Source organism: Paenibacillus sp. FSL K6-3182, assembly GCF_037976325.1.
Classification (GTDB): Bacteria; Bacillota; Bacilli; order Paenibacillales; family Paenibacillaceae; genus Pristimantibacillus.
The window spans coordinates 6,908,329-6,930,760 of sequence record NZ_CP150265.1 but is presented as its reverse complement, the minus strand read 5'-3'; the positions used below and the strand labels follow the sequence as shown (position 1 = coordinate 6,930,760).

The following is a 22,432-nucleotide window of genomic DNA, read 5'->3' as shown; positions in this document are numbered from 1 at the left end:
TAACGCTAAAAAAGAGGCCTCCCAATATGGGAGGCCTCTTGTGTTACTCGTTGCTCGGGAGGAAGAGATAGCTATAGTCTCTTTCCTGCGCGATTCATATGTTGCATATTTACGTTAAGTTAAACAGGCCTAAAGTTGAGCATTTGTCGTATTCATCAGCAATAACTTCATCCAGTTGAATGTCCAGCAAATTACATAAAGCAGTCATATAAAACAAGTTGCGGCCAAGATCGGCCTTGAGCGCATCGCGGCAATGCTCGCATACGGCTCCAGTGAGATGACTTTGCAGCGTCGTTTTCGCATTTTCAAGATTTAGTTCGTCCGAGTATTGTTGTTTGCGGGCATTTAGTTCAATACATCCACAGTCTGTGACTGCTTTCGTGACTGCACGATTTACCGAAGCGCCTGACTGTCCAAATTTGGACATAACATCTAGCAAGCTGCGGTGCCGAAGCAACAATTCGGATACTTGCTGCTGAAATTGATCCAGTGTAGGAGCGCTCATCGGTTCCACCTCTTTCACCAACCTCTTATGTTTTCTTCCTAATATCCATTATAAGCCTCCTATCCCCCTTTTACAAAATGTGAATTATTAAAAATTATAAATGTTTTCAATTAATCCGTGCCCCCACGGTTAGCGATCCAATTATTGGAACATAATTATAGTGGAGGTGAACCATAATGGTTAGACGAATAATTCAAATATTGGGTATGTTGTTCGGTGGTATGGCAGGCGGTGAAGTATACGGATGGATAAATGGAGCGGCCGTATGGTCTGGCTCATCCTTCGGAATGCTACAGCGATCCGGCACTTATTACATGAATGTAGCAATTGGCGCGGTTTTTGGTGTAGTTGTAGCAACGATGGTTGCAGGGCAAGTCATTCGCTATATGCAGAAGGGTGCGGAGCAAACCGCAGCGCTTCCTATGCAGCAGCTGATTGCTGGAGCTGGCGGTCTTCTAGCAGGTTTATTGCTTACTGTTCTGATCTATCCCGCAGTATCGGGTCTAGATGGTATAGGAAGTCTCCTTCCTGCTGCTATGATGTTATGCTTCGGTTATTTGGGCATGCGAATTGGTCTGCATAAGCAGGAGGAGCTGGCAGAAGGTTTTGCAGCTCTGCTGGAGAAACGGAGAGTCGCGCCTGTAGATGAGGCGGGTGGTTACGAGGAGCATAAGATACTCGATACCAGCGTTATTATTGACGGCCGTATTGCAGACATCTGTAAAACTGGATTTATTGAAGGCACGTTAGTCATTCCTGAGTTTGTGCTTGAGGAGCTGCAGCATATTGCTGATTCATCTGATTTATTGAAGCGCAATAGAGGACGCCGTGGACTTGATATTTTGAACAAGATTCAGAAAGAGCTGGACGTAAAGGTTCTTATTTATGAAGGGGATTTTGAAGAAATCGGAGAAGTAGACAGCAAGCTGGTCAAGCTGGCTAAGGCGCTTCATGGTAAAGTTGTTACCAACGACTTCAACTTAAACAAAGTATGTGAGCTTCAAGGCGTGTCGGTGCTCAATATTAATGATTTGGCTAATGCTGTGAAGCCGGTTGTTCTACCTGGAGAAGAAATCATCGTACAAGTGATAAAAGACGGCAAAGAGCATGGACAAGGTGTCGCATATTTGGATGATGGCACGATGATCGTCGTTGAGGGCGGACGTGAATATATCGGGACAACAATGGAAGTGCTTGTAACGAGCGTGCTTCAAACCTCTGCGGGCCGAATGATATTTGCAAAGCCGAAGCTGTTGGAAAAAGCGCAGTAACAAGGTATGATAGTACTATTGTTATAGCGCAAACGGCTAACGTCGACAAAAGACGGCACAAGCTCGTTTCGCAGAGAAACGTAAGTTTATTTATAAGAAGCTAGGTTTATAAATACTTATGTTTTAACTCAGTGTGAGGCGGGTCGAGGCATGGGAGCAGATTGGGGAGTTATCATCGTAGCGGCCGGACGAGGCACGCGGATGGGAACGAAAGAAAGCAAGCAGTATTTGAAGCTGGCGGACAAGCCTATTCTTGTGCATACGCTAGAGCTGTTTCAATCGATGGATTTGGTAAATGAAGTGGTTCTGGTCGTAGGCAGCGAGGACGTGGAGCGTTGCCGCAATTGGGCTTCCCTATATGGCATAACGAAGGTAACCGCTATAGTTGCCGGGGGGAAAGAACGACAGCACTCGGTATACTTAGGTCTGCAGGAGCTAAAGAACGACTGGGTGATGGTGCATGACGGTGTACGTCCGCTGGTATCGGCGAATGCCGTCCGTGCTTGCTGTTCGCAGGCTGAGCAGAGCGGTGCATCTGTGCTGGCTGTTCCAGTAAAGGATACGATTAAACAAGTCAATGAAGCGGGAGTTATCGTTTCGACTCCGGACCGCCGAAGCTTGTGGGCGATACAAACGCCGCAAGCTTTTCGACGTGTTCTACTGCAGGAGGCGCATGAGCGTGCACTTGCAGAAGAGTTCATTGGAACAGATGACGCAATGGTTGTAGAGCGCATGGGCGCAAGCGTTACTGTTGCAGAAGGCGAATATACAAATATTAAAATTACGACGCCTGAAGATTTGCCGTGGGCGGAATTTTTGCTTGCGAAGCGTCATGCCGATAGGGCAGAGGGGAATGGTGAGCAAGGATGATTCGAGTTGGAAATGGATTTGATGTGCATCAATTGGTAGAAGGACGTCCATGCATTATTGGGGGAGTAACGATTCCATATGAGAAGGGGCTTCTAGGCCATTCCGATGCGGATGTTCTGTTGCATGCCATAACGGATGCAGTACTGGGTGCGCTTGGACTTGGCGATATCGGCAAACACTTTCCGGATACAGATGCTGCTTTTAAAGATGCCGACAGCTTAAAGCTGCTGGAGGAAGTATGGAAGCTTGTGCGTGAGCGCGGATATAAGCTTGGGAACATTGATTCCACGATTATTGCTCAAAAGCCAAAAATGCTGCCTTATATTCCGCAAATGGCTGAAATTATAGCGAAGGCGCTTGAGGCTGATGTAACACAGGTGAATGTGAAAGCAACGACAACCGAGCAGCTTGGATTCACAGGACGCGGTGAAGGAATTGCAGCGCAATCCGTTGTCTGTCTAATCAAGGATGTGCTATGATCGGGATTATTCATTAATCAGCATATGCTTCGCAAAACTTTTAGGAGGTTATTTATATGACTGCAGAAGTTCGTGTACGTTATGCCCCATCCCCAACGGGTCATTTACATATTGGTAATGCAAGAACGGCCTTATTCAATTATTTGTTCGCGAGAAACCAAGGCGGTAAATTTATTATTCGGATCGAAGATACGGATGTAAAGCGCAATGTTGAGGGCGGAGAAGAGAGCCAGCTTAAGTACTTGAAATGGCTGGGCATGGATTGGGATGAGAGCATCGATATTGGCGGCGGGTACGGACCTTACCGTCAGACTGAGCGTCTTGATATATACAACAAGTACTGGCAAGAACTGCTTGATCGTGGTCTTGCTTATCGCTGCTACTGCTCGGAAGAGGAGCTTGAGAAGGAGCGGGAAGAGCAAACGGAGCGCGGCGAAACGCCTCGTTATTCCGGACGCCATCGCAATCTGACGGAAGAACAGCGCCAAGCTTTCGAAGCGGAAGGACGTGTGCCGAGTATTCGTTTCCGTGTACCGGAGAATCGGACCTATGCTTTTGACGATATCGTAAAAGGCTCAATCAGCTTTGATACAACAGAGATGGGCGATTTCGTCATCGTGAAGAAAGACGGTATCCCAACTTATAACTTCGCTGTAGTACTGGACGATTATTTGATGAAAATCAGTCACGTATTGCGTGGAGAAGACCATATCTCGAATACACCGCGCCAATTGATGATTTATGAAGCTTTTGGCTGGGAAGCTCCAAAATTCGGCCATATGACGCTAATTGTGAATGAGCAGCGCAAAAAACTAAGTAAACGAGATGAGTCCATCATTCAGTTTATTTCGCAGTATGACGATCTCGGTTATTTGCCGGAAGCGATGTTTAACTTTATTACATTGCTTGGATGGTCGCCTGAGGGTGAGCAGGAAATGTTTACTCGCGAAGAATTGGTTAATGTGTTTAATCCTGAACGTCTAAGCAAAAGCCCTGCCGTATTCGATACGCAGAAGCTTAGCTGGATGAACAATGAATATTTGAAAAAAGCTGACTTGAACCGCGTTGTTGATCTTTGCCTGCCACATTTGCAAAATGCGGGTCGTGTCGCTGCTGAACTTGATGCAGAAGGCAGAGCCTGGGTGACTGCGCTAGTAGCGCTGCATCAGGACAAACTGCGTTCCGCCTCAGAAATCGTTCCAATGACAGAGCTATTTTTCCGTGATACGGTAGAGGATGAAAGCGAAGCGGTAGAGGTTCTTGCCGAAGAGCAAGTGCCGACTGTTTTGCAGGCCTTCCTATCAAAAATCGAAGCGGGAGAAACAGCCTTTGAAGTGGATGGCATCAAAGAGATGATCAAAGCTGTACAGAAGGAAACTGGATTTAAAGGCAAACAGCTGTTCATGCCGATTCGTGCAGCCCTTACTGGACAAACGCATGGTCCTGATTTGAACCAATCACTTGCTCTGCTAGGCAAAGATAAGGTTGCTGATCGTCTGCGTGCGCGCTTGGCAGAATCTTTAGCTTAATTCTTGTAAATGAGAGTATGCATAATGCCCTTGTCACATTTTTGGGTATTCGGTATACTATGACTAATAAATGAATGAATCAAACGGCCATGAACAGGAGAAGTACGTTTGCTTGTGGATTCGCAGAGAGGACAACCGTCATTCGAGTCGGAGTCGCATCACCATGTGACTATGAGGAAACGTAATGGGGCTGCAAGTTGTCTGGTCCGCCGAACGGAAATATGCACCTGGGAGCTTTGTTCCGAGCTGTGTCAGCAGGTAATGCGCAATGATGAGGATGGCGGCGACGCTTAATCGGCTATATTGGCATATATTTGGCTGGACAGGGTAGGCAGCAACGTATCGTCTGCGTTAAAGACCTTAAGGTGAATAAACTTCAGCGAGGATAGCTGTCGATTTATTCAAGCAGAGTGGAACCGCGAGATCACACGCCTCTGCAGCATATTATGCTGCAGAGGCTTTTCTTTTATTAGAAATTTATGAGCGTAGGAAAAAGGAGCATTGTTTATGTTTCGTCATTTTCGATCGGACATACTAGCTGTTTTTGAGAATGATCCGGCTGCTCGCAGTCGCTTCGAGGTTATTTTCACCTATTCAGGTGTGCACGCAATTTGGGCGCATCGCATTGCCCATCCCTTATACCGTAGAGGTTGGTATACTACAGCGCGCTTGATCTCCCAGGTTAGCCGCTTTATGACTGGCATCGAAATTCATCCAGGTGCCCGTATCGGCGAGCGATTGTTTATCGATCATGGCATGGGTGTCGTCATTGGTGAAACCTGTGAGATTGGCGATGATGTCGTTATTTATCAGGGAGTAACTCTTGGCGGAACGGGTAAAGAAAAAGGGAAGCGTCACCCGACAATTGGCAATAATGTAGTTATTGGCTCAGGAGCGAAGGTGCTCGGCTCATTTCAAGTGGGCGAATTTTCTAACATAGGATCAAACGCGGTTGTACTCAGAGAGGTTCCTGCCAATTGTACGGTAGTTGGAAACCCGGGACGCGTGGTCAAAAGAAACGGCGAGCGTGTAGGCGATCGACTTGATCATACGAAGCTGCCCGATCCGGTCATCGAAATGTTCCGTACAATGCAGAAGGAAATAGACGAATTAAAATCCGAGCTCGATAAGCTTCGGAATCCTGTAGCTGGAGGAGAAATACGAAAATGACAGTATCCATTTATAATACAGTATCGCGGCTAAAAGAACCTTTTGTATCGCAAGAGCCAGGTAAGGTGAAAATGTACGTTTGCGGACCAACCGTTTATGACTATATTCATATTGGAAACGCTCGTCCGGTTATTTTCTTTGACGTTGTTCGTCGTTATTTGGAGGATGTAGGTAATGAAGTTCAATATGTGGTTAACTTTACAGATGTCGATGATAAGCTGATTCGTAAAGCAGAACAGCTTGGTACGACAGTCCCTGAAGTAGCGGAGACATTTATTGCGGCATTTTATGCAGATATCGAATCGCTGGGTGTTCATAAGGCGACACTTAATCCAAGGGTAACGGAGCATATTCCACAAATCGTTGCCTTTATTCAAGGCTTGATAGATAAAGGCTATGCTTATATGAGTGACGGAGACGTTTATTATCGTACGTCTGCATTCGCGGATTACGGCAAGCTCTCTCATCAGAATATTGAAGAGCTTCAATTCGGTATTCGAGTTGAAATTGGCGACCGCAAAGAGAATCAACAGGATTTTGTATTATGGAAAGGCGCTAAGCCGGGCGAAATCAAATGGGAAAGCCCTTTCGGCGATGGACGCCCAGGCTGGCATATCGAATGCTCGGCTATGGCTCGCGCATACCTTGGGGATACTCTTGATATCCATGGCGGCGGTCATGATTTGCAGTTTCCGCATCATGAATGCGAGGTTGCGCAATCTGAGGCGCTGACAGGCAAACCGCTGGCGAACTATTGGATGCATAACGGCTATATTCATATAAATAATGAGAAAATGTCCAAATCGCTTGGCAATGGCATTTCGGTGCATGAGCTGGTGAAGCGGGTTAAACCTCATGCGATTCGTTATTTTATGCTCTCTACACACTACCGCAGTCCACTCAACTTCAGTGATGACACGGTTGCACAAGCTGAGAACAGCGTAGAGCGGATTGCAAACAGTGCAGCGAATCTAAAGCATAGGCTTTCATCATTTGAAGGCAAGCTAAATGAGGCGGCAGGTGGTGGCAACGGACTTGTCCATTCTGGCGACGAAGCGCTGGATGCAAGACTAAAAGTGATTCATGAACAATTCCATGCCAAAATGAGCGATGATTTCAACACGCCTGATGCGATTACAACTGTGTTTGATTTGGTAGCTGAGGCTAATCAATATTTGAATCGTGCAGACGCCTCTGCAGAAGCGATTTATGCATTGCTTACATTGTTTGAGCGTATGGATGCTGTACTTGGCTTGCTGCCGCAGCAACAAGCGGACGCTGAACTGCTGGATGCGGATATCGAACAGCTTATAGTGGAGCGGACCGAAGCTCGCCAGTCCAAAAATTGGGCTAGAGCGGATGAAATTCGTGATTTGCTCATAGTGAAAAACATCGTCCTTGAGGATACACCGCAAGGTATCCGCTGGCGGCGTAAATGAGCGAGCATATCGATACAAACCGCTTGCTCTTTTACCCGCCGTCCAAGTCACCGCAGCTGATGAATCCGGTCGTTCTCGCTTATATGGGCGATGCTGTGTTTGAGCTTCTTGTAAGACAATATTTTATTTCACTGCCGAATCAGAAATCACATCACCTTCACCGTGAGGCAACAAAATTTGTTTCTGCCAAAGGACAAAAGAAAACATTGGATCTCTGGCAGCCGCATTTAACCGAGGAGGAGGCGGACATCGTCCGCCGAGGCCGCAATTCAAAATCGGGAGCGCCTCCCAAAAACGCTGATTTGGCTGATTATCGTCTAGCAACAGCGTTGGAGAGCTTGGTTGGATATCTTTATTATGAAGGCCGAATCGAAAGAATACATGAACTATTTGCCATTGCAATTAAGAAGCATGAGAATTAACAAGGCTCATGAAACTATTTGTAAATGAAAAAATAAAGGAGGGTTACCGATGACAGAAGAAACGATTCAAGATCAAGATGAAATGATAGCCGGTAAACATCCTGTGTTGGAAGCACTGCGTTCCGGACGAGAAATTAATAAAATATGGATTGCTGACGGTGCTCAAAAAACGTTGACGCAGCCCATTGTAGCGGAAGCTAAGAAATCCGGTATCATCGTACAGTTTGTCGACAAGCGGAAGCTCGACAGCTTAGCCCCTGGAGTTACACATCAGGGAGTTGTCGCTCAGGCAGCGGCTTTCGCTTATGTGGATGTTGAGGACATTCTGGAACGAGCAAAACAACGGGACGAGGTTCCATTTATTTTGCTATTGGATGAAATCGAAGATCCTCATAATTTGGGCTCTATACTGCGGACAGCGGAATGCACAGGCGTACATGGCGTTATCATTCCAAAACGTCGTGCAGCAGGGCTGACGGCTACGGTTCTTAAAACATCTGCGGGTGCTGCTGAGCATGTGCCGGTTGCACGCGTTACTAATTTGGCGCAAACGATCGATAGGCTGAAGGAAGCGGGCGTATGGGTAGCGGGAACCGATGTAAGTGCAAAACAGGATGTTTATAAAATGAAATTCGACATGCCGCTGGTTGTCGTTATAGGCAACGAGAGTAAAGGCATGGGAAGACTTATTAAGGAGAAATGTGATTTTCTCGTTAAACTTCCTATGCTTGGTCAGTTGAACTCGCTAAATGCTTCCGTTGCAGCTGGTGTTCTTATGTATGAGGTCGTTCGGCAGCGCCGGAGCATTTAGGTTATGAACCGGCGCGACGATATTTTATTAGTCGACGGTTATAACATAATTGGAGCTTGGCCGGTACTCGAGAAGCTGAAGGAACATGATCTGGAAGAAGCGCGGGATAAATTGCTCGATTTAATGGCGGATTATCAAGGTTTTACAGGAATGAAAGTGTATGTCGTGTTTGATGCGCATCAGGTGCCTGGATTAGGCGCTACTTACAGGCACCACAGGCTGACTATCGTTTACACAAAAGAGAAGGAAACAGCTGATGAATGCATCGAGCGTTTATGCTCGGAGCTGTTCCTCAGACGTAGAAATATATATGTAGCCACTTCGGATTTGGTCGAGCAGCATGTGGCATTCGGCAAAGGTGCGCTTCGTGTATCAGCACGGGAACTGCTTATTGATATAGGCCAGAATCGCAAAAATATCGAGCAGACACTCCGTGAGGAACAGCCGGGAAAACGGAATTCAGTAGACGGCAGAATTAGTTTAGAGGTTCGAAGCCAGCTGGAGAAACTTCGGCGCGGAGAGAAATAAAAGATTGGAAAAGCGATAATCTTCAAATAGATATAGAATGATTGACTCGGATCATTCCACTAAGTTACAAAATTCCCAGTATATCTGTGGTTGCCGGGGCTCAGATTGGTTGACGGTGTAAGGTTACATAATGTATACTGACTCTATTATTAGCGATAAGAACGTGTTGATTTTGTTCAGTATACATTCTTATCTTTCGACGTGAAACACTGTTGAGCTCAGACTTTGAGTTCAATCAGATAGGTTTGCGTGAATAAGAATCTAGCGGTGTACGCCTTGCAGGCCGGAGGGATAGTTCGTGAGTATCGACCTCAAAGAATGGAGTACGCTCGAGTATGACAGCAGTACGGACGAGGATATCGTCGAAGCGGTCCGCAATGGTGATAGCATAGCGTTGGAATATTTGATAAACAAGTATAAGAATTTTGTGAGAGCCAAAGCGCGCTCGTATTTTCTTATCGGTGCGGATCGTGAAGATATCGTGCAGGAGGGTATGATTGGTCTTTATAAGGCAATTCGTGATTTTAAAGGGGACAAGCTAGCAAGCTTCAAAGCCTTTGCTGAATTGTGTATAACCAGGCAAATTATTACCGCCATCAAAACAGCCACGCGTCAGAAACACATTCCGCTAAATTCCTACGTTTCGCTAGATAAGCCCATTTATGATGAAGATTCGGATCGCACACTGCTGGATGTCATTTGTGGTACGCGAGTATCTGATCCAGAAGAATTAATTATTAATCAAGAAGAATTCATTGGCCTTGAAGATAAGATGTCCGAAATATTAAGCGACCTTGAACGCAAGGTGCTTATGCTTTATTTGGATGGAAGGTCCTATCAGGAAATTGCTGTTGATTTGGATAGACATGTGAAATCTATCGACAACGCTCTTCAAAGGGTGAAACGCAAGCTCGAACGTTACTTGGAAGTCAGAGACATTAGCGGCTAGCCGCATTTATACGTAAATCATTTTTACGAGGACTGTCTTCCATCTGGCGGTGTCTAGGTGGAATATACGGTCCTTTTAGTTTTAAACGGACAAAAGTAGACTATACTGGTAGATACGAGACCGATGGCGCTTTTGTTTCCAATCATTCACAGGCTTAACACTTATCTTTTACATTGACATCAAAATTGCTGTATGATAAAGTGTTTAGGTAGGCCTAAAATCGAGGTTTTATTTCGTTTTGGCGTTGGAATCAATGAACTTTCATATAGAGCTTCATGATTCGTATTTTGTAGCAGTTCGGGAGGTGTAATTCAATGCGGGTAATTATCACGTTGGCATGCACAAACTGCAAACAGAGAAACTATGCGAGCAGCAAGAACAAACGCAATCACCCCGACCGCATCGAGTTGAAGAAGTTTTGCAAGTTCTGTAACGAGCAGACTCCTCATCGCGAGACGAGATAGTCAATTGGAGGTGTGAACGTGGCATTTTTGGCTAAACTAAAGCAAAGCTTTGGTACAACGTTTAGTTTTTTTGCCGACAGCTGGGCGGAACTTAAGAAGGTTCGCTGGCCAAGCCGTAAAGAGTTGACAAGCTATTCGATCGTGGTTTTGCTCACGATTACGCTTGTGACTATTTACTTTTGGCTTCTTGACATCGGGATCTCGTCTCTGGTTGAACTCATTGTTTAAGAAGGGTCCAAAGGTGGATTTGTGATGGAAAAAAGATGGTACGTCGTGCATACCTACTCAGGTTATGAGAACAAGGTGAAAGCCAATTTGGAACGCCGTGTTGAATCAATGGGCATGGAAGATAAGATTTTCCGTGTGCTTGTTCCTATGGAAGAAGAAGTGGTAGAGAAGGATGGTAAGAAGAAGACTGTCCAACGTAAGGTCTACCCCGGCTATGTTCTTGTGGAAATGGTTCAAACCGACGATTCATGGTACGTTGTTCGAAATACACCAGGTGTAACTGGATTCGTAGGATCAACAGGTTCCGGTTCAAAACCGATTCCTCTATTGCCAGATGAGGTTGAGCAAATACTCAAACACATGGGCATGGAAGAACCAAAACCGAAAATCGAGTTCGATTTGAAAGAAACGGTTCGCGTCAAAGTGGGTCCTTTCGCAGATTTTGTTGGTACAGTAGAAGAAATTTTGCTGGACAAAGCGAAGTTGAAGGTTCATGTAAACATGTTTGGCAGGGAGACCCCACTAGAGCTGGATTACACTCAAGTGGAAAAGATATAATATCTGGTTTCCGAACCCACTGGGTTAAACTAGTGGTGGTTTGGACGCGAAATAGCAATGCCCCCTTGCGGAGGCGGATGCTATTTACGCATGGAATAAAGGGTAAGGAGGTGTGTCAGGCATGGCAAAAAAGGTCATCAAGATGGTCAAATTGCAAGTTCCTGCAGGTAAAGCAAACCCAGCGCCGCCGATCGGTCCAGCACTTGGTCAAGCAGGCGTTAACATCATGGCGTTTTGTAAAGAGTTTAATGCTCGTACCGCAGATCAAGCAGGCTTGATTATTCCGGTTGTTATTACAGTATTTGAAGACCGTTCTTTCACTTTCGAAACAAAAACGCCGCCGGCAGCAGTATTGCTTCGCGTCGCAGCTGGTATCGAAAAGGGTTCAGGCGAACCGAACAAGAAAAAGGTCGCTACTGTAAAACGTGACAAAGTTCGCGAAATCGCTGAGCAAAAAATGCCGGATCTTAACGCAGCGTCTGTAGAATCGGCAATGCGTATGGTTGAAGGTACTGCTCGCAGCATGGGCGTAACTATTGTTGACTAATACCGCGAGGTAGCTTGCTTTGCGTTAGCTTCGGCTTTCGCGAGTGGGAGGATCATCCCTAGGAGGATTTTCCGCTACAACCACATGAGGAGGAAATTACAATGGCTAAACAAGGTAAAAAATATGTAGAAGCTGCTAAGCTATTTGATAGCGAAGCAACTTACGAGCCTCTAGAAGCGATTGAGCTTGTTAAGAAGGCTGCAACAGCTAAATTCGACGAGTCCGTTGAAGTAGCAGTTCGTTTGGGTGTAGACCCACGTAAACAAGACCAAGCTGTTCGTGGCGTAGTTGTACTACCACACGGCACTGGTAAAACAAAACGCGTTCTCGTTTTCGCAAAAGGCGAAAAAGTGAAAGAAGCGGAAGCTGCAGGTGCTGATTTTGTCGGCGATGCAGACATGATCAACAAAATCCAACAAGGCTGGTTCGAATTCGACGTTTGCGTAGCAACGCCGGACATGATGGCTGAAGTTGGTAAACTTGGACGTATCCTTGGTGGTAAAGGCTTGATGCCGAACCCTAAAGCTGGTACAGTAACGTTTGACGTTGCTAAAGCCGTTCAAGAAATCAAAGCCGGTAAGATTGAATACCGTCTTGATAAAGCAGGTCAAATCCATGCGCCAATCGGTAAAGTATCTTTCGATGCTGAGAAACTCAACGAGAACCTCAAATCATTGATCGATGCACTTAATCGTGCTAAACCGGCTGCGTCAAAAGGTGTTTACCTGAAAAACATTGCCGTTTCTTCAACAATGGGCCCTGGCGCTCGTGTTTCTACAGCGGCTTACCGCTAAGAAGAACGGAACTAAATTCGAATACGCATACCGTAGACAGTAGGTGCCATAAGGCTTAATTTCCTACCGAGGTGTTATGATAAAACGTTTGTAAGCAATATTCGATCCTTTAGGGTTGATGCGCGATAACGACATCATGGCCTTCGCAGTGTCTGCGAAGGCCTTTCTCATGCATCGAGGCGTGGAAAGCCCGTCGTAATTAACGGAATGTATACTATTACGGGAGGTGTACAGTTTGGCTAACGCAAATATCATCCAAGAGAAACAAGAGGCAGTTGCCGTAATCGCGGCAAAAATTGCTAATAGCTCTAGCACAGTAGTAGCTGACTATCGTGGATTGAACGTTGCTCAAGTAACTGAACTTCGGAAACAACTTCGTGAAGCAGGAATTGAATTCCAAGTTCTTAAAAACTCGCTCGTTCGTCGCGCAACTGAAGGTACGGATTATGTAGAATTGAACAACATTCTTACAGGTCCTACAGCAATTGCATTCGGTAAAGAAGACGCTGTTGCTCCAGCTAAAATTTTGAACGATTTCGCTAAGAAAAACGATGCTTTGAAACTTAAAGGCGGCGTTGTTGAAGGTAAAGTCGTATCTCAAGAAGAAATTAAAGCTCTTGCGGAACTTCCGTCCCGCGACGGTTTGCTCTCTATGCTCCTCAGCGTATTGCAAGCTCCAGTGCGCAACTTCGCGCTTGCAGTTAAAGCAGTCGGCGAGAAACAAGAAGCACAAGCTTAATTTTTTTCAAGAGTCCCTTATAGTAATGAACCGACGCAAGTCGGCTGTAGGATAAACCAAAAAAAATAAACCATATTCCCGGAGGTATAATCATGTCTAAAGAACAAATCTTAGAAGCGATTAAAGTTATGAACGTTCTTGAACTGAACGATCTTGTTAAAGCAATTGAAGAAGAATTCGGCGTAACTGCAGCAGCTCCAGTAGCAGCAGCAGGTGCTGGCGCAGCTGTAGAAGCTGAGCAAACTGAATTTGACGTTATCCTTAACGGCGCTGGCGCTTCAAAAATCAACGTAATCAAAGTTGTTCGCGAAATCACAGGTCTTGGCCTGAAAGAAGCGAAAGACTTGGTTGATAGCGCTCCTAAAGCAGTTAAAGAGAAAGTTGCTAAAGAAGAAGCAGAAGCTGTTGCAGCTAAGCTTACTGAAGCTGGCGCTTCCGTAGAAGTTAAGTAGTATTTCTTTCAATAAAATAAGCTGATCATGCGATTGAATGATGAATCGGCCGGCGAGCCCCTTGAAACGTCAGGTTTCAAGGGGTTCGTTGTATGTTGAAGGATAAGAATGTGCAAGTTTTTGGCTTGTCCATTCTTATCCTTCAACGAGAATCGAGTATCTTTTCGCTGAAGCAAGGCGATATCAAAATACTCGATGCAATATGGAATAGCGGGGAGTGATGAATAATGTCGAATCACTATTACTCACAGAGCCCAGATGTTAAGCATAATCGTCAAGTTCATGAAGCAATTCTCCGAGGCTTTTCTTTGAAGTTTATGACGGATGCCGGCGTATTCTCGAAATCAGGAGTTGATTACGGGAGTCAGGTATTGATCGATGCTTTGGAGCTGAATGCAAATGCAAACATTCTTGATGTTGGCTGTGGTTATGGTCCTATTGGATTAACATCAGCAAAACTCGCTGAGCATGGGCAAGTAACGATGATTGATATAAATGAAAGAGCGGTAGAGCTTTCGCGTGAGAACGCAAAGCTTAACCAGATATCTAATGTTACCGTTTTGCAAAGTGATCTATTTGAAGCAGTTAAGCAAATGAAGTTCGATGTCATCGTTACAAATCCGCCTATCAGGGCGGGGAAGTCAGTCGTTCATCGGATTTTTGAAGAAGGTTATGAATTGCTCGAACAAGGCGGCAGCATGTGGGTTGTCATACAGAAGAAGCAAGGGGCGCCTTCGGCGAAAGCTAAATTAGAGTCATTATTTGCAGATGTAGAGGAAGTAACAAAGGATAAAGGCTACCGTATTTTCCGAGCTGTAAAAGCTTAGAAAATTAGAGAAAAATATGTTTTGAAAATATGTTTGAAAACTGAATAATATTTATTGACTTGACATTTGCGATATGGTAAGATTATAAAATGTCAGCATTAAATTGGGCTCGATCTCTTTAGTTAACTAAAATGTCAAGTGTAAATTTAAAGCGCGGAATGCATAAGTTTTACACATTTGACGTATAATGTTTACGTTTTGGGCAAAATTATTTGATATGAGACTGTCACGGCCGCGCTGTGATTAGTTAACTGCCGGAACATGCTCTTTTTTCGAACCATTCGATAAGGGCTTTTCTTTATTTGACTATATAGGCGGCTGGTTCGTCTATAGTGACGCAGTGATTATCGATGCTGTGATACAGACATGAGGGGTGAGGTTAAGTTGGCAGGACAACTTGTTCAGTATGGTCGGCGCGCGCGCAGAAGCTACGCCAGGATCAACGAGGTGCTGGAAGTCCCGAACCTGATTGAAATCCAACAAAAATCGTATGAGAAGTTTTTGGACAGCGACCTAATTGAGTTGTTCCAAGATATTTCTCCGATTTCGGACTTTACGGGCAATCTATCGCTTGAGTTTATCGACTATAGCTTGGGCGAACCGAAATATTCGGTCGATGAATCAAAAGAGCGCGATGTGACGTATGCAGCTCCTTTACGCGTTAAGGTGCGACTTTTCAATAAGGAAACTGGCGAAGTAAAGGAACAAGAAGTTTTCATGGGTGATTTCCCGCTTATGACAGAGACGGGCACGTTTATTATTAACGGAGCCGAACGTGTCATAGTCAGCCAATTGGTTCGATCCCCGAGTGTGTACTTCAGCACGAAGGTCGATAAGAACGGGAAGAAAAACTACACAGCTACTGTTATTCCTAACCGTGGCGCTTGGCTAGAGCTTGAAACGGATGCTAAAGATATCATCTACGTTCGTATTGACCGGACCCGGAAAATACCGGTAACGGTACTTTTGCGTTCGCTTGGATTCGGTACTGACGCTGAGATTCTTGAACTGCTAGGCCATGATGAGTACATTCGGAACACGCTAGACAAAGATAACACGGATTCGACTGAAAAAGCGCTTATTGAAATTTATGAGCGTCTTCGTCCAGGCGAGCCTCCGACTTTGGATAATGCGAAGAGCTTGCTAGTTGCTCGTTTCTTTGATCCAAAACGTTATGACTTGGCCAACGTAGGCCGTTACAAAATAAACAAAAAACTTCACATCAAGAACCGTTTGTTCAATCAACGTCTTGCGGAAAATCTAATTGATCCTGCGACTGGCGAAATTATTGCTGAGTCCGGACAAATGATTGACCGCCGCTTGCTTGATGAAATTCTCGAGAAGCTTGAGAAGGATGTTGGTTTCAAAACGTATCATGTTGCTAATGGCGTTCTTGATGCTGATAGTATTCCACTACAAACGATCAGCGTATTCTCACCATATGACGAAAGCAAAGTAATTAAAGTTATTGCGAATGGCATTATTGATAAATCCGTCAAGCATATCACGCCTGCGGACATCATTTCTTCCATTAACTACTTTATCAACTTGCTTCATGGCGTAGGCAGCACGGATGATATCGATCATCTAGGCAACCGTCGTCTGCGTTCTGTTGGCGAGCTGCTTCAAAACCAATTCCGTATCGGTCTGTCTCGTATGGAGCGCGTTGTGCGTGAGAGAATGTCCATTCAAGACGCGAATGCAATTACGCCGCAAGCGCTAATTAACATTCGTCCGGTTATTGCATCTATAAAAGAGTTCTTCGGCTCCTCGCAGCTGTCCCAGTTTATGGACCAAACGAATCCGCTTGCTGAATTGACGCATAAGCGTCGTTTGTCAGCACTTGGACCCGGCGGTTTGACTCGGGAACGCGCGGGCTTTGAAGTTCGTGACGTCCATCACTCCCACTATGGGCGGATGTGTCCGATCGAGACGCCAGAGGGACCGAATATCGGTTTGATCAACTCCTTGTCTTCCTTTGCTCGTATTAACGAATATGGCTTTATTGAAGCACCATATCGTTGGGTAGATCCGAAGACTGGAATTGTTACAGAACAAATCGCATATCTGACTGCTGACGAGGAAGATAACTACGTAATCGCGCAAGCGAATGCGAAGCTGACTCCAGACGACAAGTTTGCAGAAGAGAATACGATCGTTCGTTACAATAAACAAGCCGATAACATTTTGACTATGCCTAGTGATCGCGTTGATTACATGGATGTATCGCCTAAACAGGTAGTATCTGTTGCGACAGCGTTAATTCCTTTCTTGGAAAACGATGACTCCAACCGTGCCCTCATGGGATCCAACATGCAACGTCAAGCGGTACCGCTTCTTATCCCTAGATCACCACTTGTTGGTACAGGTATGGAGCACAAGGCAGCGAAAGACTCAGGCGTTTGTATCGTAGCGAAGCATGACGGTATAATCGAACGTTCTTCCGCTAATGAAATCTGGCTTCGTCGCGTCGAGCAAATCGATGGCAAGCCGGTTACTGGTGACTTGGTAAAACATAAACTACACAAGTTTATGCGCTCTAACCAAGGAACGTGCATCAATCAACGCCCGCTTGTACGTAAAGGTGACGTTATTAAAAAAGGTGATATCCTTGCGGATGGTCCTTCCACTGAAAAAGGCGAATTGGCTCTTGGACGCAACGTCGTTGTTGCATTCATGACGTGGGAAGGCTACAACTATGAGGATGCGATCCTGCTAAGTGAAAAGCTAGTGAAAGAGGATGTTTATACATCCATTCACATCGAGGAATACGAGTCTGAGGCTCGTGATACGAAGCTTGGACCTGAAGAAATTACACGCGACATTCCGAATGTCGGAGAAGAAGCTCTTCGCAACCTAGATGAGCGCGGAATCATTCGTGTCGGAGCTGAAATCGGCGCTGGCGATATCCTAGTTGGTAAAGTAACGCCTAAGGGTGTAACAGAGCTAACTGCGGAAGAAAGATTGCTGCACGCTATCTTTGGTGAGAAGGCTCGTGAAGTACGTGATACATCGCTACGCGTGCCGCATGGTACAGACGGTATCGTTGTTGACGTTAAAGTATTTACGCGGGAGAATGGCGACGAATTGCCACCAGGCGTTAACCAGCTCGTTCGTGCTTATATTGCTCAAAAACGGAAGATTTCCGAAGGCGACAAAATGGCCGGACGTCATGGTAACAAAGGTGTAATCGCTCGTATCATGCCTGAAGAAGATATGCCTTTCCTACCGGATGGCACACCTGTAGAAGTTGTTCTTAACCCGCTCGGCGTACCGTCGCGGATGAACATCGGTCAGGCGCTTGAAGTTCACTTGGGTATGGCTTGTAAGCATCTCGGCATCCACGCTGCTACGCCAGTATTTGACGGCGCGCGCGAGAATGACGTTTTCGATACGATGGAAGAAGCAGGCATGCAGCGTAACGGTAAAACCGTACTGTATGACGGACGGACAGGCGAGAATTTCGAACGTGAAGTTACAGTTGGGGTCATGTACATGATTAAACTGGCGCACATGGTCGATGATAAAATCCATGCCCGTTCCACTGGTCCTTACTCACTCGTTACACAACAGCCGCTCGGTGGTAAAGCACAGTTCGGTGGACAACGTTTCGGGGAGATGGAGGTATGGGCGCTTGAGGCATATGGCGCTGCATACACGCTTCAAGAAATATTGACTGTTAAATCCGATGACGTGGTTGGTCGTGTTAAAACGTACGAATCCATCGTTAAAGGCGAAAACGTACCAGAGCCAGGTGTTCCGGAATCGTTCAAAGTTTTGATCAAAGAGCTTCAAAGTTTGGGTATGGACGTTAAAATTCTATCCGAGAATGAAGAAGAGATCGAAATGAAGGAAATGGATGATGAAGACGAGGCAACAGGCGATAAGCTTAACCTCAATATAGAAGGTGCCGAAGTCGGCGCTGCTGAATAAACTAGTTGCTAGATTCCGTCAAATGGTCACGCGCCTATGACGGAATCTAGCTGATTAGATAGACATTGTCATACATGACGGAGGAGGGTTGCTCCTTGTTGGACGTGAACAACTTCGAGTATATGAAGATAGGTCTGGCTTCGCCGGATAAAATTCGCTCGTGGTCCCGCGGAGAAGTTAAAAAACCGGAGACGATCAACTATAGGACCTTAAAACCGGAGAAGGAAGGACTCTTCTGCGAGAAAATTTTTGGACCTACAAAAGACTGGGAATGTCATTGCGGCAAATACAAACGTGTACGCTATAAAGGCGTCGTTTGTGATCGCTGTGGCGTTGAAGTAACTCGCGCTAAAGTTCGCCGCGAACGTATGGGTCACATCGAGCTAGCAGCTCCAGTTTCTCATATTTGGTACTTCAAAGGGATTCCAAGCCGTATGGGCCTTGCACTTGATATGTCGCCTCGTTCGCTTGAGGAGATCATTTATTTTGCATCCTATGTCGTAACGGATCCAGGTGATACCCCACTTGAGAAGAAACAACTTCTATCGGAGAAAGAATACCGCAGCTACCGTGAGAAATACGGGTATGGATTCCATGCTGGTATGGGTGCCGAAGCTGTTAAAAAACTTTTGCAAGATATCGACGTTGACAAAGAATTGGAGCAATTGAAAGAAGAACTGCGTACTGCTCAAGGACAACGACGCAATCGTGCGATCAAACGTCTTGAAGTAGTAGAAGCATTCCGCAATTCCGGCAACGAACCGGAATGGATGATTCTAGACGTGCTTCCTGTCATCCCTCCTGAGCTTCGTCCGATGGTACAGCTTGATGGCGGTCGTTTTGCGACTTCTGACCTCAATGATTTGTATCGTCGTGTTATTAACCGTAACAACCGTCTGAAGCGTTTGCTTGATCTGGGCGCTCCTGATATTATCGTGCAAAATGAAAAACGGATGCTGCAAGAAGCGGTTGACGCATTGATCGATAACGGTCGTCGCGGTCGCCCTGTTACAGGTCCGGGTAACCGTCCGCTTAAATCCCTCAGCCATATGCTGAAAGGTAAGCAAGGACGTTTCCGTCAGAACTTGCTCGGTAAACGGGTTGACTACTCTGGTCGTTCGGTTATCGTAGTAGGTCCAAACCTCAAAATGTTCCAGTGCGGTCTTCCTAAGGAAATGGCACTAGAATTGTTCAAGCCTTTCGTTATGAAAGAGCTTGTTAATAAAGGCCTAGCACATAACATTAAGAGTGCGAAGCGCAAGGTTGAACGCGTAAGCCCTGAGGTATGGGATGTTCTTGAGGAAGTAATCAAGGAGCACCCAGTATTGCTTAACCGTGCCCCGACGCTTCACAGACTAGGTATTCAAGCATTTGAACCTATCTTGGTTGAAGGTCGCGCAATTAAGCTTCACCCGCTCGTATGTACAGCTTACAACGCTGACTTCGACGGTGACCAAATGGCCGTTCACGTTCCGTTGTCTGCTGAAGCACAAGCAGAAGCACGTTTGCTAATGCTTGCATCAGGCAATATCCTTAACCCGAAAGACGGCAAACCGGTCGTTACTCCTTCACAGGATATGGTACTAGGAAGCTTCTACTTGACGATGGATAACAAAGAGGCTAAAGGCAGTGGTTCCGTATTTGGTACCATTAACGAAGCGATCTCTGCTTACCAACGTGGTATTGTTTCCTTGCACGCCAGAATTTTCATTCCGGTTCGTGTGCTTAAAAAAGTTAACTTCACCGAGCAGCAGCAAAACTCGTTACTCGTTACGACAGTTGGTAAAGTCATCTTCAACGAAATTTTCCCTGAAGATTTCCCTTATATCAACGAAGCAACGAAAACGAACCTATTGCACGGTACACCAGATAAATATTTCGTTTACGAAAAAGGCGCAGATCTTCCTAAATTCTTGGATGCAATCGAAACGCCTGGTGCGGTAGGTAAAGACTATCTTGCATTAGTTATTGCAGAATGTTTCCGCCAATACCACACTACGCTTACTGCGATGCTTCTTGACCGCATTAAGCAGCTTGGTTTCACTTACTCAACTAAGGCTGGTATTACGATCGGCGTAGCTGACGTTATCATTCCGAAAGAGAAAGACGAAATCATGAAGCGCTCCGATGAGAAGGTTGCTACCGTTATGAATCAATACCGTCGTGGTTTGATTACAAACGAAGAGCGCTATGACCGGATCATTACAATTTGGGGTAAATGTAAAGACGAGATCACCGAAGTTCTTATGAAATCGATGGATCGTTACAACAACATCATGCTCATGGTGGACTCCAAAGCACGGGGTAACAAATCTCAAATTACACAGCTTGGCGGTATGCGTGGTTTGATGGCCAATCCATCCGGTCGTATCATCGAGTTGCCAATTAAATCGAACTTCCGCGAGGGTCTTACAGTACTCGAGTACTTTATTTCTACTCACGGAGCGCGGAAAGGTCTTGCCGATACTGCCCTTCGTACTGCCGATTCCGGTTACTTGACTCGTCGACTTGTTGACGTTGCACAAGACGTAATCGTACGTGAAGAAGATTGCGGTACCGATAAAGGCTTCTCTGTAAGCAAAATTCAAGACGGTAAAGAGGTTATTGAAGATCTTTATGACCGTATTGAAGGCCGCTATGCGTTTGAAACGGTTCGTAATCCAAAAACAGGCGAGATTATTGTTAACCGCAGTGAGTTGATTGACTCTAACAAAGCGGATGCAATTATCGACGCTGGTGTTGAAAAACTGCAAATTCGTTCCGTACTAAGCTGCCGTGCTCGTCATGGCGTATGTAAGATCTGTTACGGACGTAACCTTGCAACTGGTAAACATGTTGAGATTGGGGAAGCGGTAGGTATTATCGCAGCTCAATCCATCGGTGAGCCAGGAACACAGCTCACAATGCGTACGTTCCATACGGGCGGCGTTGCGGGAGATGATATCACACAAGGTTTGCCGCGTATCCAAGAGTTGTTTGAGGCGCGTAATCCGAAAGGCCAAGCGATTATTTCTGAGCTTGATGGTGTGGTTAAAGAAATCCGTGAAGCTAAGGACCGTCGTGAAATCGAGGTTCAAGGTGAAGCGGAATCGAAAGTGTATGCTGTTACCTATGGTTCGCGTATCCGCGTAACGCAAGGTCAACAAATCGAAGCCGGCGATGAGCTGACTGACGGTTCAATTGACCCTAAAGATATGCTGCGTATCAAAGGTATCCGTGGCGTTCAAAACTACATTTTGCAAGAAGTACAGCGCGTTTACCGAAATCAAGGGGTAGAAATCAATGACAAGCACGTTGAGGTCATGATTAAACAAATGCTCCGTAAAATTCGTATCGTAGATGCAGGCGGCACAACGTTGCTTCCTGGTGCGTTCGTTGATATTCATGAATATGAAGCTCAAAACCGCACTGCGATTTTCGCAGATCTCGAACCAGCTGTTGCAAAACCAGTTTTGCTCGGTATTACGAAGGCATCGCTTGAGACAGATTCGTTCTTGTCAGCAGCTTCCTTCCAAGAAACAACTCGTGTATTGACTGATGCAGCTATTAAAGGCAAAGTTGACCAGTTGCTTGGACTCAAGGAAAATGTTATTATCGGTAAGTTGATTCCAGCAGGTACTGGAATGGCCCGTTATCGTAACATTCGTTTTGCTGGACTTGAAGATGAAACAACTACTGCAGTTGAAGGCGAACTAGAAACAGAAGCTGTAACAGTCGACTAGTCGGCTTGAAGAGATTATGTTCTTAAAACCGGATACTAACTAATATCGAAGGAGCGTCACATCTTCCGTTTCCTTGGAAGCGGAAGATGACCGCTCTTTTATATGTTTACAGTATGAGATTCATTTACAAAAAGTTTACAAGTGATTATCCTAGAAGGTTCTTGACACAAGCACATAGTAGGTGATACTATATCG

The 22,432-nt window shown here is 45.6% G+C and carries 22 protein-coding genes and 1 other annotated feature; of the genes, 21 read left to right on the top strand and 1 reads right to left on the bottom strand.

The features are described from left to right. Positions 1-109: 109 nt before the first annotated feature. A complete protein-coding gene (locus MHH56_RS30400; RefSeq protein WP_054025352.1) occupies positions 110-505 on the bottom strand; it encodes a hypothetical protein in 396 nt (131 codons plus the stop codon). Between the two features lie 176 nt (positions 506-681). Here MHH56_RS30400 and MHH56_RS30395 point away from each other — a divergent pair, with 176 nt between their 5' ends. The 21 genes from MHH56_RS30395 to rpoC all read left to right on the top strand — a co-directional run bounded on the left by MHH56_RS30395 (position 682) and on the right by rpoC (position 22,237). Further along, positions 682-1,776, top strand: a complete 1,095-nt coding sequence (locus MHH56_RS30395) for a PIN/TRAM domain-containing protein (RefSeq protein WP_076271450.1) — start codon at positions 682-684, stop codon at positions 1,774-1,776. 150 nt (positions 1,777-1,926) lie between these two features. After that, positions 1,927-2,646, top strand: coding sequence for a 2-C-methyl-D-erythritol 4-phosphate cytidylyltransferase (gene ispD / locus MHH56_RS30390; RefSeq protein WP_339205301.1), 720 nt, complete (start codon positions 1,927-1,929; stop codon positions 2,644-2,646). After that, positions 2,643-3,125: a 2-C-methyl-D-erythritol 2,4-cyclodiphosphate synthase gene (gene ispF / locus MHH56_RS30385; RefSeq protein ID WP_339205300.1), complete on the top strand. Its 483-nt coding sequence runs from the start codon at positions 2,643-2,645 to the stop codon at positions 3,123-3,125. The genes ispD and ispF overlap by 4 nt, the downstream gene beginning before the upstream one ends. 56 nt (positions 3,126-3,181) lie before the next feature. Next, positions 3,182-4,654, top strand: a complete 1,473-nt coding sequence (gene gltX / locus MHH56_RS30380) for a glutamate--tRNA ligase (RefSeq protein WP_339205299.1) — start codon at positions 3,182-3,184, stop codon at positions 4,652-4,654. Positions 4,655-5,161: 507 nt separating this feature from the next. Continuing rightward, positions 5,162-5,824, top strand: a complete 663-nt coding sequence (cysE, locus tag MHH56_RS30375) for a serine O-acetyltransferase (RefSeq protein WP_076271445.1) — start codon at positions 5,162-5,164, stop codon at positions 5,822-5,824. Further along, positions 5,821-7,263 (top strand): cysteine--tRNA ligase, encoded by a 1,443-nt coding sequence (gene cysS / locus MHH56_RS30370; protein ID WP_339205298.1) that lies wholly within the window; start codon positions 5,821-5,823, stop codon positions 7,261-7,263. Before cysE ends, cysS begins: the two co-directional genes overlap by 4 nt. Further along, positions 7,260-7,685, top strand: a complete 426-nt coding sequence (locus MHH56_RS30365) for a ribonuclease III domain-containing protein (protein WP_339205297.1) — start codon at positions 7,260-7,262, stop codon at positions 7,683-7,685. The genes cysS and MHH56_RS30365 overlap by 4 nt, the downstream gene beginning before the upstream one ends. Before the next feature lie 49 nt (positions 7,686-7,734). Then, complete coding sequence (rlmB, locus tag MHH56_RS30360) at positions 7,735-8,496, top strand: 23S rRNA (guanosine(2251)-2'-O)-methyltransferase RlmB (protein WP_076271442.1); 762 nt, start codon at positions 7,735-7,737, stop codon at positions 8,494-8,496. 3 nt (positions 8,497-8,499) lie between these two features. Then, positions 8,500-9,024 (top strand): NYN domain-containing protein, encoded by a 525-nt coding sequence (locus tag MHH56_RS30355; RefSeq protein WP_339205296.1) that lies wholly within the window; start codon positions 8,500-8,502, stop codon positions 9,022-9,024. Between the two features lie 298 nt (positions 9,025-9,322). Next, on the top strand, positions 9,323-9,973 hold the full coding sequence (gene sigH, locus MHH56_RS30350) for an RNA polymerase sporulation sigma factor SigH (RefSeq protein WP_053373882.1): 651 nt from the start codon (positions 9,323-9,325) through the stop codon (positions 9,971-9,973). Between the two features lie 314 nt (positions 9,974-10,287). Continuing rightward, entirely contained in the window at positions 10,288-10,437 is a 150-nt protein-coding gene (rpmG, locus tag MHH56_RS30345) for a 50S ribosomal protein L33 (protein ID WP_015847242.1), read from the top strand. An 18-nt stretch (positions 10,438-10,455) separates the two neighbouring features. Continuing rightward, complete coding sequence (gene secE / locus MHH56_RS30340; protein WP_053373883.1) at positions 10,456-10,665, top strand: preprotein translocase subunit SecE; 210 nt, start codon at positions 10,456-10,458, stop codon at positions 10,663-10,665. Positions 10,666-10,689: 24 nt separating this feature from the next. After that, positions 10,690-11,223 (top strand): transcription termination/antitermination protein NusG, encoded by a 534-nt coding sequence (gene nusG / locus MHH56_RS30335; protein WP_054025341.1) that lies wholly within the window; start codon positions 10,690-10,692, stop codon positions 11,221-11,223. A gap of 121 nt (positions 11,224-11,344) precedes the next feature. Further along, complete coding sequence (gene rplK / locus MHH56_RS30330; protein WP_054025340.1) at positions 11,345-11,770, top strand: 50S ribosomal protein L11; 426 nt, start codon at positions 11,345-11,347, stop codon at positions 11,768-11,770. Between the two features lie 101 nt (positions 11,771-11,871). Then, a complete protein-coding gene (gene rplA / locus MHH56_RS30325) occupies positions 11,872-12,564 on the top strand; it encodes a 50S ribosomal protein L1 (RefSeq protein WP_076271440.1) in 693 nt (230 codons plus the stop codon). 12 nt (positions 12,565-12,576) lie between these two features. Continuing rightward, positions 12,577-12,742: a sequence feature (ribosomal protein L10 leader region), on the top strand. 57 nt (positions 12,743-12,799) lie between these two features. Further along, positions 12,800-13,303 carry a 50S ribosomal protein L10 gene (rplJ, locus tag MHH56_RS30320; RefSeq protein WP_054025338.1) on the top strand — a complete coding sequence of 168 codons (504 nt, stop codon included), beginning with the start codon at positions 12,800-12,802 and terminating at the stop codon, positions 13,301-13,303. Between the two features lie 92 nt (positions 13,304-13,395). Beyond that, a complete protein-coding gene (rplL, locus tag MHH56_RS30315) occupies positions 13,396-13,755 on the top strand; it encodes a 50S ribosomal protein L7/L12 (protein ID WP_076271439.1) in 360 nt (119 codons plus the stop codon). Between the two features lie 92 nt (positions 13,756-13,847). Then, positions 13,848-13,976, top strand: a complete 129-nt coding sequence (locus MHH56_RS30310) for a hypothetical protein (protein WP_339205295.1) — start codon at positions 13,848-13,850, stop codon at positions 13,974-13,976. A gap of 6 nt (positions 13,977-13,982) precedes the next feature. After that, positions 13,983-14,582, top strand: a complete 600-nt coding sequence (locus tag MHH56_RS30305; RefSeq protein ID WP_339205294.1) for a class I SAM-dependent methyltransferase — start codon at positions 13,983-13,985, stop codon at positions 14,580-14,582. A 384-nt stretch (positions 14,583-14,966) separates the two neighbouring features. Continuing rightward, a complete protein-coding gene (gene rpoB / locus MHH56_RS30300; protein WP_076271437.1) occupies positions 14,967-18,515 on the top strand; it encodes a DNA-directed RNA polymerase subunit beta in 3,549 nt (1,182 codons plus the stop codon). Positions 18,516-18,610: 95 nt separating this feature from the next. Continuing rightward, a complete protein-coding gene (gene rpoC, locus MHH56_RS30295) occupies positions 18,611-22,237 on the top strand; it encodes a DNA-directed RNA polymerase subunit beta' (RefSeq protein ID WP_076271436.1) in 3,627 nt (1,208 codons plus the stop codon). The last annotated feature ends 195 nt before the right edge of the window (positions 22,238-22,432 follow it).

Excerpts from the sequence above, each read along its gene's own strand:
- MHH56_RS30305 (WP_339205294.1), top strand. The coding sequence starts at position 13,983 with ATGTCGAATCACTATTACTCACAGAGCCCAGATGTTAAGCATAATCGT.
- rplA (WP_076271440.1), top strand. The coding sequence starts at position 11,872 with ATGGCTAAACAAGGTAAAAAATATGTAGAAGCTGCTAAGCTATTTGAT.
- MHH56_RS30355 (WP_339205296.1), top strand. The coding sequence starts at position 8,500 with ATGAACCGGCGCGACGATATTTTATTAGTCGACGGTTATAACATAATT.
- rlmB (WP_076271442.1), top strand. The coding sequence starts at position 7,735 with ATGACAGAAGAAACGATTCAAGATCAAGATGAAATGATAGCCGGTAAA.
- rplL (WP_076271439.1), top strand. The coding sequence starts at position 13,396 with ATGTCTAAAGAACAAATCTTAGAAGCGATTAAAGTTATGAACGTTCTT.
- MHH56_RS30365 (WP_339205297.1), top strand. The coding sequence starts at position 7,260 with ATGAGCGAGCATATCGATACAAACCGCTTGCTCTTTTACCCGCCGTCC.
- rplK (WP_054025340.1), top strand. The coding sequence starts at position 11,345 with ATGGCAAAAAAGGTCATCAAGATGGTCAAATTGCAAGTTCCTGCAGGT.
- cysE (WP_076271445.1), top strand. The coding sequence starts at position 5,162 with ATGTTTCGTCATTTTCGATCGGACATACTAGCTGTTTTTGAGAATGAT.
- ispD (WP_339205301.1), top strand. The coding sequence starts at position 1,927 with ATGGGAGCAGATTGGGGAGTTATCATCGTAGCGGCCGGACGAGGCACG.
- cysS (WP_339205298.1), top strand. The coding sequence starts at position 5,821 with ATGACAGTATCCATTTATAATACAGTATCGCGGCTAAAAGAACCTTTT.
- rpmG (WP_015847242.1), top strand. The coding sequence starts at position 10,288 with ATGCGGGTAATTATCACGTTGGCATGCACAAACTGCAAACAGAGAAAC.
- gltX (WP_339205299.1), top strand. The coding sequence starts at position 3,182 with ATGACTGCAGAAGTTCGTGTACGTTATGCCCCATCCCCAACGGGTCAT.
- MHH56_RS30310 (WP_339205295.1), top strand. The coding sequence starts at position 13,848 with ATGTTGAAGGATAAGAATGTGCAAGTTTTTGGCTTGTCCATTCTTATC.
- ispF (WP_339205300.1), top strand. The coding sequence starts at position 2,643 with ATGATTCGAGTTGGAAATGGATTTGATGTGCATCAATTGGTAGAAGGA.
- MHH56_RS30400 (WP_054025352.1), bottom strand. The coding sequence starts at position 505 with ATGAGCGCTCCTACACTGGATCAATTTCAGCAGCAAGTATCCGAATTG.
- MHH56_RS30395 (WP_076271450.1), top strand. The coding sequence starts at position 682 with ATGGTTAGACGAATAATTCAAATATTGGGTATGTTGTTCGGTGGTATG.
- nusG (WP_054025341.1), top strand. The coding sequence starts at position 10,690 with ATGGAAAAAAGATGGTACGTCGTGCATACCTACTCAGGTTATGAGAAC.